13 protein-coding genes are annotated in these 12,970 nt (G+C 54.6%); all 13 read right to left on the bottom strand.

From position 1 onward, the window contains the following. Nucleotides 1–28: 28 nt before the first annotated feature. On the bottom strand, nucleotides 29–1,321 hold the full coding sequence (locus tag KUV81_RS04430) for a threonine/serine exporter ThrE family protein (protein WP_222542634.1): 1,293 nt from the start codon (nucleotides 1,319–1,321) through the stop codon (nucleotides 29–31). Nucleotides 1,322–1,415: 94 nt separating this feature from the next. Next, nucleotides 1,416–2,408 (bottom strand): CobW family GTP-binding protein, encoded by a 993-nt coding sequence (locus tag KUV81_RS04425; protein ID WP_222542633.1) that lies wholly within the window; start codon nucleotides 2,406–2,408, stop codon nucleotides 1,416–1,418. After that, nucleotides 2,398–3,939, bottom strand: a complete 1,542-nt coding sequence (locus tag KUV81_RS04420) for an amidohydrolase family protein (protein ID WP_261389190.1) — start codon at nucleotides 3,937–3,939, stop codon at nucleotides 2,398–2,400. The genes KUV81_RS04425 and KUV81_RS04420 overlap by 11 nt, the downstream gene beginning before the upstream one ends. A 138-nt stretch (nucleotides 3,940–4,077) precedes the next feature. Continuing rightward, nucleotides 4,078–4,590 (bottom strand): DUF3299 domain-containing protein, encoded by a 513-nt coding sequence (locus KUV81_RS04415; protein ID WP_222542631.1) that lies wholly within the window; start codon nucleotides 4,588–4,590, stop codon nucleotides 4,078–4,080. Nucleotides 4,591–4,649: 59 nt separating this feature from the next. Continuing rightward, nucleotides 4,650–6,275, bottom strand: a complete 1,626-nt coding sequence (locus KUV81_RS04410) for an amidohydrolase family protein (RefSeq protein WP_222542630.1) — start codon at nucleotides 6,273–6,275, stop codon at nucleotides 4,650–4,652. Between the two features lie 220 nt (nucleotides 6,276–6,495). Next, nucleotides 6,496–7,449 (bottom strand): helix-turn-helix domain-containing protein, encoded by a 954-nt coding sequence (locus tag KUV81_RS19840; RefSeq protein WP_222542629.1) that lies wholly within the window; start codon nucleotides 7,447–7,449, stop codon nucleotides 6,496–6,498. 259 nt (nucleotides 7,450–7,708) lie between these two features. After that, nucleotides 7,709–8,161: an FKBP-type peptidyl-prolyl cis-trans isomerase gene (locus KUV81_RS04400; RefSeq protein ID WP_409995559.1), complete on the bottom strand. Its 453-nt coding sequence runs from the start codon at nucleotides 8,159–8,161 to the stop codon at nucleotides 7,709–7,711. A gap of 129 nt (nucleotides 8,162–8,290) precedes the next feature. Next, nucleotides 8,291–8,674: a cytochrome b562 gene (locus tag KUV81_RS04395; RefSeq protein ID WP_222542627.1), complete on the bottom strand. Its 384-nt coding sequence runs from the start codon at nucleotides 8,672–8,674 to the stop codon at nucleotides 8,291–8,293. Between the two features lie 141 nt (nucleotides 8,675–8,815). Then, complete coding sequence (locus tag KUV81_RS04390) at nucleotides 8,816–9,322, bottom strand: cytochrome b/b6 domain-containing protein (RefSeq protein WP_222542626.1); 507 nt, start codon at nucleotides 9,320–9,322, stop codon at nucleotides 8,816–8,818. Further along, nucleotides 9,319–9,849 carry a menaquinone-dependent protoporphyrinogen IX dehydrogenase gene (gene hemG / locus KUV81_RS04385; RefSeq protein ID WP_222542625.1) on the bottom strand — a complete coding sequence of 177 codons (531 nt, stop codon included), beginning with the start codon at nucleotides 9,847–9,849 and terminating at the stop codon, nucleotides 9,319–9,321. Before hemG ends, KUV81_RS04390 begins: the two co-directional genes overlap by 4 nt. 129 nt (nucleotides 9,850–9,978) lie before the next feature. Then, nucleotides 9,979–10,797: an ABC transporter permease gene (locus tag KUV81_RS04380; protein ID WP_222542624.1), complete on the bottom strand. Its 819-nt coding sequence runs from the start codon at nucleotides 10,795–10,797 to the stop codon at nucleotides 9,979–9,981. Next, on the bottom strand, nucleotides 10,794–11,693 hold the full coding sequence (locus tag KUV81_RS04375) for an ABC transporter ATP-binding protein (RefSeq protein WP_222542623.1): 900 nt from the start codon (nucleotides 11,691–11,693) through the stop codon (nucleotides 10,794–10,796). The genes KUV81_RS04380 and KUV81_RS04375 overlap by 4 nt, the downstream gene beginning before the upstream one ends. Further along, nucleotides 11,690–12,970 carry a nitrous oxide reductase family maturation protein NosD gene (nosD, locus tag KUV81_RS04370; RefSeq protein ID WP_222542622.1) on the bottom strand — a complete coding sequence of 427 codons (1,281 nt, stop codon included), beginning with the start codon at nucleotides 12,968–12,970 and terminating at the stop codon, nucleotides 11,690–11,692. The genes KUV81_RS04375 and nosD overlap by 4 nt, the downstream gene beginning before the upstream one ends.

Below are 12,970 nucleotides of genomic sequence, written 5' to 3'. Positions count from 1 at the left end.
ACTAAGATCAAATGCTATATCAAATGGTTTACATATAATTATGATTCTGCTTAATCAGATGTCCAGCCATTAACCCAAGCATAATGAAAATAGCAACAACAATAGTTTCTGAAAATTGCTCGAAACCTAGCGCAATATCCCCACCAACTATATTTACTAATCCTCTAAATCCGATTGTACCACTGACCAGAAGGACGATAATTGGTATCAGTACAATCAAACTTGATCTTTTTGTACGAATAGACCATTCGCTAGCAATTACTGCTGCTATAGCACTACTAGCAAACGCGGCGACAAATTTTGGGGCAAATTCAGCAACCCCTAAGAAAGCTGAGAAGGTAACCGCTGACGCTAAAAACACCCAAAAAATATCTTTCTTTGGTGTCTGAAAGACGATAATCAAACCAAGCATCAAAATTGGAAACAATATAAAAAACCAAGAGCTATCAATAGCGGTTAAGCTCTCAGGAGCAGTAGGTAGAGCTAAGAAAAGAGAAACCAATTTGAGCCCAAGCATTGATCCGACAACCATCTTAGCCATACAAATCAAACCGTTAGATAAATTGATAACACCAGACCGCCACTTTCCTGCAACCAGTTCACCAATGCCTAAGCTTACTGAATATCCAGGAAGGATGATTGCCGTTGCGGAAAGAATGACCAAAACCACATTCAGTTGAGGTACCCAAAAATAGCTCACCGCCGTAAGCCCACCTGCCACAAAGCTGGCAATCAAAGGAAGTAGCGGTTGGAATAGTGGCTTCCAATGAGTACAGGAAAAGACGATTAGGTAAACAATTATGCTGATAAAAGGGCCGATTAATGTATCTAGCCAGTTACCGCCAATGAGCCCAGGCAACCCAATAGCGACAGCTATGTAACTCAGTAAAATACTAAATGGGCTCCATGCAGGTTTAGTTGCGTCAACTTGTTCGAGCTCTTTTATAACCTCCTCAAAGCCTATCTCACCAGTTTTAATTTTAGAAACGACATCGCCCAACTTTGCAAGTTTATTTAAGTCAACATCATTCTGTATTGAAATACGGTCTTCTCTAGTGTTTTTGGAATCACTATCAGTCAATGATACCCACAGCGTATTTGGCGTACATTTAACATCTCCATCATGACCAAAAGCATCAAAACACGAACGAACATACGACTCTACTGTTATCGTTGTTGCACCATATTTGTGTGCGGCTGCACCAACTTTCGTTATTAACGTCCATATCTGGCAAAAACTTAAAAAACAATTAGTCATGCCTGAAAATACTTTCTCCTGACTAACACGCTCCATAACTTGGGATGATTTGGGTTGATTCATAATGGATTCCAAACACGCCCCAATTATAAAGTAACTGGGGCGCTGATATTAAGCTTGATGATTTATATAAATGTGCTAACTAATTGCATAAATTTCATGCGAGACATTGAAGCAATGCGGACTCCAGTGCATTAAAATTGATCGCTTGGTGGCGCCCAATAAATACGAGTTCCGTCATCTGCTCAGACTCTTTATTAGAGCTCATTGGCTTGATTGTTGCCCTTTTGCCTACCAGTTGCAAAATCAAGGGACTATCTCCCTTCTCTTTGCAATACATCACTCCCTTCGCTCTAAACAACTCGCCAGGTAGATTAGTCAGTAATTGCTGAATGTAATCCAGCTTAAACGGATTGTCTGACCTATATGTCCACGTATCAAACATCAGATCATGTTTGTGAAGATGTTGCTTCTTATTGTTTACGTAGTTGACAGATACATCAACACCCGTTAGTTCACCTTTAGGTGGACTGCTTTTGGCTACAGACCCCACTAATACTTCAAAAGGCACGTTACAATTCACTGCTGGAAAGATTTGTACGCCTGGCCTTAATGATTTAATCCAGTTTTCAGTCTCTTCCACCTTCTCGTCGGACGCTAGGTCAACTTTGTTGAGAAGGAGTAAATCCGCACCTTTGACTTGTGCTTCAGCAAGCTCCTTCTCTTTACCTTCAACATCCAGGGCTTGATCTGCATCAACTACAGTGACAACGCCATCAATAAGAATATGTTCCCATATCTCTGGGGCATTAAAGCTTTCTACAATACCTTTCGGGTCCGCCACACCACTTGATTCGATGATGATATGGTCAGGTCTGTCTTCCATTGTCGCTAGGCTCAAGATTGACTTAACCAAATCCATTCGAATTGAACAACAGACACAGCCATTAGCCAAATTTACGACGCCATCATCCACTTCAGAAATCAGGTTCGCATCAACATTAATTGAGCCAAAATCATTCACTAACACGCCGATTTTAATTCCGTGCTCAGAGGTCAATATATGGTTTAAAAGAGTTGTTTTTCCTGCACCTAGAAAACCAGAAACAATGGTCACCGGAATTGGCGATTGTTTATCATTAACCTTCATATTGAGCACCTCTAACTGCCTTGCCTGGTAAAGCGTTGACGTTTAGTTCTTCATCTTCTATAACAAATGAGCCATTTACGAGTACGTGCTGCATACCTTGTGAGGTTTGTAGTGGCTCAACAAATGTGCCCTTTTCACCAACGGTTTCAGGGTCGAATACAATAACATCAGCATCCATTCCAGGCTGAAGGCGTGCTTTCTTCTTCATTGAAGGGACACCATCTTCTAAGATCAGTGCTGAATTCAGTGAACAGCGACGAATCGCTTCCATCCAGCTGATGATTCCTCTTTCTCTCACCCACTTTCTTAGGAATTTCGTGTAATTCGCTGCAGCACGTGGGTGATTGTTTAGATCTTTTGGCAATGGCCATTCTGTACCTTCATAAAAAGTGCCATTAGGCGCAACCCACGGCAAACCATCTGTACAAATTGCAGTGCCTGGGTACAACACAGAAATATCAAGTAGATATGCATCATGAGGGTCTTTGTCTTCATTCAAGAAATGCACAATCACTGAATCTTCTGGGTGCTCAGTTCTTGCAGTTACAAACTCTTCTTTGGTATCAAAGTCTTTGTTGGTTTTCACAAGAGTTAAATCATTCCAGTCAATCTGTAAGCGTTCACGGATATCCTCTGGATCAAACTCTTCCGCACCTATGCCTGAGTTACCCGCTCCCCAAACATACGCTTCAGTAGTAATAGGCAAGCCTCGGCCTTGGGCTTCTTGCACTACATCTCGAATTGGTTCAATTGAACGTAGACTTGTGCTGTTCCAGTGACATAGGTGAGTTTTCGCACCCGTAGCACCCGCGAGTCCAACTAATTCAACCACATTACCAAAACCGCTGTTCGGTTCTAGAACAGATAGATTTTGGATGTGAGTAAAAGTAGGTTGATTATATTTAGCTGCCAGTTTCCAGAGACCATACATCTCTTTTGGTCCAGCGCCTGGTACATAGCCATGAATAACACCAATGCCTATACCGCCTTCTTTTAGCCCTTGTTCAACCATAACAAGAATTTTCTCAAGTTCTTCGTCAGTAGCAGCATTCTTAGTCCATTCACTTAGTCCAAATGAGGAGAACAACATACCCAGGTCAGGGACTGGTTCACCCGTCTCCGGGTTCATGGTATTGAGTCGAGTCCAACCCCACCCTACTGAAGCGCCATAATTAAGGGGACGACCTTCACTCTCACACTTGTCATAGAACGCAGAGATAGGATAGCAGCCTGCTTCTAGCTCAAGAGCTGTGGTCAACCCATCAAAAGCTTGCATTCGGTTGCTTGGGATGTTCATTCCATGAGAGTGCAGGTCGATAAAACCAGGGCAAACGATCTTACCTGTTACGTCTTTTTCAATTTCACCACTAATATCATCATTAGTAATAACTTCAATACGAGATCCCGAGATCCCCACATTGTAAATACCATCCAAATAAGTTTCCGGGTCAATGACCCGGCCGTTTTTAAGTACTACATCATATTTCTTCATACATCTTATCTCTAATTTAATAGCTGGACTTTTTGGCAATCAACGCCTTAACTTCTAGCCAATCTAGGTAACTGCGGAAATAACATAAAACTTTTTAAACCAGAACAATCTCAACATGAGGATTAAACCCTTCAATCGTCAACAGGGTTTACTAGTTGTTGAGGACCTGACAGATACTCAGTACTTTTTAATGCTTTCCAACGACATTTGATAACCTATTTCGGCCAGTTCGTTACCAACCGATTCGGTAGACATCACGCCTTGAATCGTGACACCAGCCCACAGCTCTTGCATCGCAACGCCATTTTCCGCCGTAACGTAAATCATTTGATTGGGCGGCGGTGGAGGCACATGAATGCAGGCCCCAACAAAGGGCACCAGCAAAAACTCGGTGAGAGTTTCGTGGTCCCCTTCCAGTGGAATGATAAATCCTGAGATCGCCACGGTCTGTCCGTCCAGCTCCTGACGGGTGGAGCCAAAGGTCATCTGGTTCATCTTGGGCGTATTGGAGGAGTGGTCCAACAATGCCATCGAGGCGTTTTGCGCCGCCATCATAAGTTCGTGACGCTCAATCTCATCTTCGGGGATGAGGTCGACCCATTTCAGGGATTGCACTTCACCGGCGAAACTGAATGCGGAGGCACACGCCAATACAACGGCAAGCCAGGTACGAATGAATCTCTTGATCATATCGGTCTCTCTACCTCTGAAAGTGACAGGGCCTCATGTTCGAGGCCCCATCCTTTGGCTTACTGATTGCCGTTGACGTCTGAGAAATCAACTTGGTCCGGGGCAACCGTGTATTTCTTTTTCCACTCTCCGGTGGATTGGGGCTGGTATTGAGACTCATCAACCGGGGCAAAGCGAATCGATTGACCGGCTCTGGCGTCCTTGATGACCTTGTCATTGCGCACGGTTTCAACGCCAGACACCAGCACCGCAAGGAAGCCTGTTGAAGGGACAGTCGCGTTCGTGTAGGTCGAGTTGTCCGTTACGGTATTGGGATCAAACACCACGATGTCAGCAATCATCCCCTCCTGGATTCTGCCACGTACCTGCATGTCCTCTAGCCCTGCCAAGCCCAGGTGATAAGCGGAATTGAAAGAGAGAATGGCCAGGGTATCCATCAAAGGAACGCCGTTTTCGCGCGCCAGCCGCAAGGTACTGGCTCGTGCACCAGAGGTCCGGGGATGGCCGTTTTGAATCTCGTCCCAGGGCGTATCCCACTCACCGTCCACAGGCATCATCGGCATGCCATCACTGGCCATGGTGACCCCTTTGAGCGATATCCATCGCACCGCGTCCTCTTCAGGAGCTTTAAACACCAAAACCGCCTTGGTTGGGTTGTTCTTCATGTCCTCCTGATAGCGCTCAAGCGTATAGAACTCATTTCTTTCCGGATCAAACAGCGTATCCTCATAACGGTGCCCCAGTCGCTCGACCCAGTTTTCCGGCGTCAAGAAAACCGCGTTCACCGCCGTGGCACCTGCGGCATACGGATAGATCTCTCCCCAGATGTTGACGCCCTTCTCTCTCAAATTAACCATCATCTCCTGCGCTAACTGCCAGCCAGGATTGTTGAAATGCAGAAGGGAGACCGGCGCGTCCAGAGAAAGAGCGTTGAGCACCACCTCCATGGCCCCCAAGTTCTCATTGGTCGCAGTGTCCGGAGTAAAGCGGGTGTGTGCACCTGAGTGGCGCCCGTAGTCGGCGGCCACACGCTGCATCTCGTACATCTCTTTGCTGGTAACGCCCTCACGCATGTAACCGACGGTGCTTGCCAGGTTGATGCCCCCGGCTTTCATGCCCGCATCCACCTCTTGTGCAATCTGCCTCAACTGCTCTTCGCTCGGCACTCCCTGCGCCCAGTTGCTTGCACGGCGGGTTTCGAACAGGGAAATCACGTCATAGAGCTTGTCTTCCGGCTGGTTGTCCAACACTTTGGCCCGGGCCATTTCGTGACTGACTCCGCAACCATAGTTGGCCTGTGTTTTGCCTTGTCGGTCCGCATACCAATCATCGATCCGAGAGCCCGCACAGCCCACCTCCAGGTCCATGACGGTAGTCATACCATCGCGCAGACCCATCTTGTAGCCAAGTTCACGAGGCCAATGCCAGTGGGTATCGATAAATCCGGGGGCCACAACCTGTCCAGTCGCGTCGATCACTTTCTTGCCTTTGAGTGGTTCACGGGTGATCGTCACGATGGTGTCGTCGATGATGCCGACGTTCGACACCTGGTCATATCGGGTTTCCGGATCCATCACTCGACCATTTTCGATCACCAGATCATAAGTTTGGGCAAAAGCACTAGCGGGCACCATCAGGACTGTCGTCAGGGCGATGATTGTCGTGATCGGATTGGGCTTAAACATGGGTTCTCCATTTTCTCGAAAAAGTACAAGTCGCTATCAACACGGCGAATCAACGGAGATACCGCAGCCCCATAACGTCACCCAACGGGTCTTTTTGACGTGCAAAGCTGTGTTATTTGCCCGCAGCCGGTCTGAAGGTGGGCAATTTACAACCAAGGCGTGACAACCAATAGGTCACTTTGCGCCATCTCGTGGCCCACAACTGGCTGGGAAGTTGGAATTAACCGGACTTTTGATATTGAGAAGGAGTGATTCCGGTCCAACCAATAAAGGCTCGGTTAAAGTTGGAAAGGTCGGAATAACCACAGTGCCACGCGGTTTCGGTGGGGGAGATTGCCCTATCAACCAACAGGTGCTTAGCTCTGGCGCATCGGTGCTGATCTCTTAGGGTACGAAACTGCACACCGTGTTCTCTCAGCCGCCGTTGCAACGTTCGCCGAGATGTATTGCACAGTCGCGCTAACCAGTCGATGTTGAAGTGTGGCAGCACTGCGTAGGTGGCAAACAGGGCATGCAATGTTTCGATCCAACTCGTGCGGTTCACCGGCAAGGTCACTGCGACATAATCCTCCGCCATGGGGATCTCCAGGGCGCCGAACTCACAGTTGAAGGAGATGTTATTGGACAATTGCTGATATTGGACGCCAGCAGTCAGGTGCTGGTGCATCATCATTTTTACGGAGGGGGGATGCCAAGTTGTCCCAAGGAATTCCCGGCAAAAGCTGAGCAACAAGAAACTGCGAAACCATTCAGCTTGAGCAAAACCTCTGAGGTTGGGCGGATATGCGCCTCGGTGGCAGAGATACCATCGGCCCTCTATCTTATCGGGCCAAATCACCACATGGTTGCTGATGCGCGGTATTACGTCCATCAGCAGCCGAATGCCCGATGCCATGTCTTCGCAGTGGTTGAGGGCTTCAGAGAACTCGGGAGAAAACAGCGCAATTGAGGCTCTTTGCCCGACTTCGAAGCCGACGTTTCCCTGTGTCTCCCCCATCACTGTGGAGAGAAAGTGCATCAAATGGTGGGTCGGCAACCAATGCTCACCCGCCTCGATGCCGTCCGGGAAATGGAATCGCTTAGCGACACTTCGCCACTCGATCCCTTTCTCGTCAAAGTAGTCGAAAAAGAGTCTCAAGTTAGTTGTGCTACTGATGCTGATACTTGAGTTCACGGCGTTACTTTCCTGCTCCGAGAGTCGACATGCCTTCCGGACACCGATTCGAGTGTAATCCGATTGGGCTGCCAGGGGTATAGGCAGTTGATAAGCGGTCCCGCTGGCTCATTCACCATAGTCTTTGGTCCCAAAGCGAATTGCGTCCGGCAACCCATTCGGGAATTCGCCGTGATGAATTCACCCAAAAGGGCCCCACCGGCTGAGCCAAAACCAAAAAAGGGAGGCCGAAGCCTCCCTTTTCAATTACATCGTCGCGTTACTCGTTGATGCCCAGCAGCTCGACGTCGAAGATCAGCACGGAGCCGGCGGGGATGCTGCCGACGCCGCGGTTGCCGTAGGCCAGGTTGGCGGGGATAAAGAGGCGGTACTTGTCGCCGACCACCATCAGTTGCAGGCCTTCGGTCCAGCCTTTGATCACCTGGTGCAGGCCAAAGCTGATGGGCTCGCCGCGCTCGACGGAGCTGTCAAAGACGTTACCGTTGATGAGGGTGCCGTGGTAGTGCACTTTCACCTTGTCGGTGGGGCCGGGGTGAACGGTGCCCTCGCCCTTCTCCAGCACTTCGTATTGCAGGCCGGAAGCGGTGGTCTCAACGCCCTCTTTCTGGCCGTTCTCCGCCAAGAAGGCCGAGCCCTGGCCGACGTTCTCGGAAGCCTCTTTCTTGTTGGTGTAGGAGCGCTGGAGGAAGAAGCCTACCAGGGCCAGGATGATGACGACTAGAACGATTTTCGACACGGGACAGTTCCGATTATTCAGTGATGGGGCCACTCTAACACATTGACGGCATTCCGATGAGTGTGCGGTGGCCCAGAGGAAGGTGACTGGGGATTATGCCGCCGCTTAGGGCTTGAAGCTGCAGTGGTGCTGCTTGCGTAGGCCGTCCAGCTCCTCCAGCAGGGCCAGGAAACGAACCTGGTCGCCGTCGCTCAGCGCAGCCTGGGCCTGTTCGATGGCCTCAAGAAACTCGCCCATCCCCGCCTCGTAGGCGTTTTGCTCGCCGCGGCGCACCATCGCCTGGCCGGCGTCCGCCGCCAGGGTGTGCAGTTGGGCCAGGTGCTCCGCCTGGGACTCGGGTTCCTCGCTGCGGTTCAGCCCCTTCCACTCCTGTCCCATCGCTTTCATGGTGCGCTGCAGGTCCACCACACCGGAGTCCGCCGCCGGGGTGCCGCCAAAGCAGCCCGCCAGACCCAGTGCCGATGCCAAAACCAGGGCGTAAACTCGCATTTCTTACTCTCCATTTGAGGTTGATCACAGCGAGTCTAGGGCGGCAATGAGACCGGGCTCAATGCACTTTGCCTTTCCCTAACAAATGGATACAACAGAAACGCCGGGCAGTAGCCCGGCGTTAACAAGACAGTTCAGCCTTTAGGCGTCGCGGATGAGATCCACCACGGAGATGAGCCCCGCCAGGGCGTGCACCACCAGGAAACCCAGCAGGCCCGAGGCGGCGAAGATGTGCTGCTTGCGCCAGAACATGGCGTCGGTGCTGCCCTGGGTGATGAGCCAGCCGATGCCAGTGGCGGCCACCGCCAGCATCAGAATCAGCCCGATCCCCTCGATAAAGGCGAGCAGGCCGTTGCCGCCGGCCCGGGGCAGGCGCCCGCGGAACAGGCCGGTGAGATCGCTGAGAGTCGGTTTTAAGTCCCCCACCAGGTAGGGGAAGTACTGGCGCCACTGGCCGGCTTTGCAGCAGTGGCGAGTGAAGGCCACCGTCAGCACCGTGGCCAGCAGGCCCACCACGATGTGGGCCCAGTCCCAGAAGGAGGCGCTGCTGGGGATGCGATTGGCCATGCGCACCCAATCGGCGGTGGCGAACAGCCAGATCACTGCCAGGATCAGCAGCCGGTGCAGCCAGGGCTCCAGGCGGCTCATCGGCCCAGTCCGGCAAACTCCAGGGCGAACTGGTCGACCCGGTCCCACTGGGTGTACTCGATCTGACTGTTGGGATCCGTGGGCCCCTTGGTCAGGTACATGATGAAGCGGATGATGTTGCGATCAAACCAGTTGTAGCGCTGGTAATCGATGACGCCGCCAAAGACGCCCAGCAGCTTGGGTTGCCACGGGGTCTTGGTCAGAAACTGGCGCACGTAGGGGTTGGTGTCCGGGTCCGATTTGTGGGGCTTGCGGGCCACCAGGTTCACCGAGAAAAACGCGTTGTGACGGGCGTCCAGTTCCGCCTGGTGTTCGGCGATATACTGGTACAGCTCCGGCCGGTGCTTGCCGTGGTAGATGCTGCAGGCCAGCAGCACCTTGTCGTAGCCCTCCAGGGACTTGGGGGCCTCGGCCAGGGGCACCATTTCGACGGTTTCCCCTTTCTCTTCCAGCTGGGTGCGGATCCGCTCGCTGATCTTATGGGTCTGGCCAAACTGACTGGCGTAGATAAGCAGGGTTGTGCTCAAGGGCCACCTCACTGGGCAAATCGTTCTGATGCCTATCTTAGACAAGTGTTTAACCACCGAATATGACCAACTTCACCACTTTGCACATCCGGGCCAACCGGGGTCTCAAACCCGGTATCTGGTCTGGTCTCAGAGGCTTAACCGGCTGAGGCGTCGCTGGGCTTGCCACAAGAGCGCCCCCAACCAGGCAAGCATCGCCAGCAGCATCCAGCCCGGTCCCAGGGCGGCATCGCGAAACAGCGACAGGACGCCGGTGACCGACTCGTGCTCCATCGCCATCAGGTTCAACAGCCTGAACAGGTCCACGGGGTTTAACAGAATCAATCCCCGCCCCCAGGCCCCGCTGCCCTGCCCCACCAGCAAGCCCAGCAGCAGCAAATCATAGAGCAGCACAAAGCCGAACCAGAGGGCGAACAGCTTGGCCGCCGCCTGGCCCTTGCTCTGGGCGCCCAGGCTCACCCAGTAACCCAGGGCGATGAACACCCAGCCCAGCAGCACCGCCGAGAGGATAAAGAGCGCAAAGGCCGCCCCCAGCCCCTGGCGCTGGGCCTCCGGCGTCATCACAAAGAGGATGAGCCCGGTCAGGCCAAAACCCATCAGCGCCGTCAGCGCCAGGATCCCCCCCTGGCCGGCGAACTTGCCCAGCAAGATCTGCCGCCGGTGCAATGGGTAGGAGAGCATCAACAGCAGGGTGCCCTCCTCCCGCTCGCCGACAAAGCTGTCAAAGCTCAGCTGGATGGCAATCAGCGGGATCAGCACCGCCGCCAGGGTGGCCAGGGTGGAGAGGGTGTCCTGCCAGCGGGCCAGGGACAGGGTGCCGGTGGCGGCGGAGCCAAACAGCGCCAACGCCAGGGAGAGGGCAAAGAAGCAGCCGGTCAGGCTCACCAGCCAGCGACTGCGCAGGCCATCTTTGAAGGCCTTGCGGGCAATGACCAGGACGGGGTTCATCGGGCCACCTCCAGGGTGCCTTGGTGATGGTGGTAGATCTCCGCCAGGCTGGGGGCGGTGACGGTAAAGTCCATCCGTTGATGTTTGGCCAGGCGGGCGATCACCTCCGCCCGTTGCTCGGCTTCCACCAGCAGACTCTGGGTCTGGTGCCGGTACAGGGGAGCCAGCATGGCGTCCTGTGCCAGAGCGCCGGCGGGCCGGTCCAGTATGATGCGGTGCTTGAGCCCCGCCTGGCGGCGCAGCTGGGCCAGGGTGCCGGCAGCGCGCACCTGACCGCCAGCCAGGATCAGCGCCTGGTCAAAATGGGGCTCGATAAGGGTCAGCTCATGGGTGCAGACGATCACCGCACAGCCCCGGGCCACCTGCTGGGCCAGGCAGTGGTATAGGTAGGCGGAGGAGTCCGGGTCCAGCCCCACGGTGGGCTCATCCAACAGCAACAGCTTGGGCTCCCCCAACAGGGCCTGGGCCAGCCCCAAACGCTGGCGCATCCCCTTGGAGTACTGGCCCACCGCGCGGCAGGCGACGTGGGCCAAATCCAGCTCCGCCAGCAGCTCCCCCACCCGTTGGCGACAGACGCCACGCAGGTCAGCGAAGTAGCTCAGCAGCTCCTCGCCGGTCATCTGCGGGTAGAGGCTCACCTGCTCCGGCAGGTAACCGATGGCCAGCTTATGGCGCTGGCTCCGGTCCCAGGGCTGGGCCCCCAGCACCGACAGCTCGCCGCCGTCAGGGGTCAAAAGGCCCAGGATCAGTTTCATCAGGGTGGTTTTGCCGGCGCCGTTATGGCCCAGCAGGGCCAGCATCTGTCCGGGTGCCAGGGTAACGTCGACCCCTTTTAGGGCCTCGTGGCCTTGGTAAGCCTTACGCAAGGCGCGGGCGTAGAGGGCGGGTTGGGTCATTGGGGGGACTCCAGTGTGGAAAGCGGGGCCGTCATCAGGGGGGTTAAGTCCACCACCCCGGGGCCGGTGGCGGCGGGACGGCGCTGCAGCAGGTAGCGGATCACCCGCACCACCGGGCTGTCGAGCAAAAAGCGGGCTTCGGGGTAGAGCCAGAACAGGCGGTCGAGATCGTCGTTGGGCCGAAAGGGGGTGTCCCCCACGCCGTTGCCGTCCAGGTCGTAGCCGTCGTAGCCGCTCCAGTAGTTGCCCACGCCGCAGTGGCTCCACACCACGGTTTGCTCCCCCAGGTACTTCACCTGGGTGCGGTTATGGACAAAGGCGTTGGCGTAGAGTTGGTTGTCCTCGCCCCCCAGGGCCATCATGATGCCGATTTCGCTGTCCTCGAAGCGGTTGCGAAACACGGTGTTGCCGGAGGCGCCGTAGATGAACAGCCCCTTGCCCTGGCCGTCGAACAGATCCTGGCTGTCGGGGTTGTGCACCCCCTTTACCCGGTTCTCCCACACCCGGGCCTGCTCGGTCATGTTGAGCAAAATGCCAAACTCCCGGGCGCCGGTGACGCTGTTGTGGTGCAGCTCCACCTCTTTGGAGTCCATCAGCGCCCAGCCGCCGGCGACGTTCTCGGCCTGGTTGTCCCAGGCCTGGATCCCCTCGGCGTACATCAGGTGCAAAGGGTATTGCTGATCGGCCATCAGATTGCCGCGCACGCTGATGTCGCGGCTGCTCTCCAGATAGACGCCATCGCGCACCCGCTCGATGCGGTTCTCCTCCACCCAGGCCTCCTCGACGCCGTTGAGGTGGATCCCATCCCCACGCAGCACCAGCGCCAGGGCCGGATCGCCACCGATGTGGTTACGGCGGATCTTCAGATGCCGGGCACCGTCGGCACGAATGCCAAAGCCCTGCCCCTCAATGCGGTTGGCCTCGAGGCGCACCCGCTCGTGCCCCGCCAGCACCTGGATCCCGGCGGTCTTGCCAAACAGCGCCTGGCTGGCGCCTTTGACGGTCATCCCCCGCACGGTGACGTCGGAGGCGTCGATCACCAGCACCGACCCACCGCCAACGGCAACAAGCTCGGTGCCCGGCTGGCCCACCAACGTCAGAGGTTTATCGAGCGTCAGGGGGCCGGTGTACTGGCCGGGGGCCAGCAGCAGGGTGTCGCCCTCCTGGGCCGCGGCCAGTTGGGGGCTGAGCTGCTCCGGTGTGGCCACCAGCAGGGTGCGGCCAAAGGCCGGGACACTCAGCAACAGGGCCAGGGCGAACAGACCGCGCAGGCGCAT

This window comes from Ferrimonas balearica (assembly GCF_019802085.1).
Classification (GTDB): Bacteria; Pseudomonadota; Gammaproteobacteria; order Enterobacterales; family Shewanellaceae; genus Ferrimonas; species Ferrimonas balearica_B.
This window is presented reverse-complemented; position numbering and strand designations above follow the sequence as displayed.

Bases quoted from the DNA above. Each gene is read 5' to 3' on its own strand.
- KUV81_RS04430 (WP_222542634.1), bottom strand. From the start codon at position 1,321: ATGAATCAACCCAAATCATCCCAAGTTATGGAGCGTGTTAGTCAGGAG.
- KUV81_RS04425 (WP_222542633.1), bottom strand. From the start codon at position 2,408: ATGAAGGTTAATGATAAACAATCGCCAATTCCGGTGACCATTGTTTCT.
- KUV81_RS04415 (WP_222542631.1), bottom strand. From the start codon at position 4,590: ATGATCAAGAGATTCATTCGTACCTGGCTTGCCGTTGTATTGGCGTGT.
- KUV81_RS04410 (WP_222542630.1), bottom strand. From the start codon at position 6,275: ATGTTTAAGCCCAATCCGATCACGACAATCATCGCCCTGACGACAGTC.
- KUV81_RS04395 (WP_222542627.1), bottom strand. From the start codon at position 8,674: ATGCGAGTTTACGCCCTGGTTTTGGCATCGGCACTGGGTCTGGCGGGC.
- KUV81_RS04390 (WP_222542626.1), bottom strand. From the start codon at position 9,322: ATGAGCCGCCTGGAGCCCTGGCTGCACCGGCTGCTGATCCTGGCAGTG.
- KUV81_RS04380 (WP_222542624.1), bottom strand. From the start codon at position 10,797: ATGAACCCCGTCCTGGTCATTGCCCGCAAGGCCTTCAAAGATGGCCTG.
- KUV81_RS04375 (WP_222542623.1), bottom strand. From the start codon at position 11,693: ATGACCCAACCCGCCCTCTACGCCCGCGCCTTGCGTAAGGCTTACCAA.
- nosD (WP_222542622.1), bottom strand. From the start codon at position 12,970: ATGCGCCTGCGCGGTCTGTTCGCCCTGGCCCTGTTGCTGAGTGTCCCG.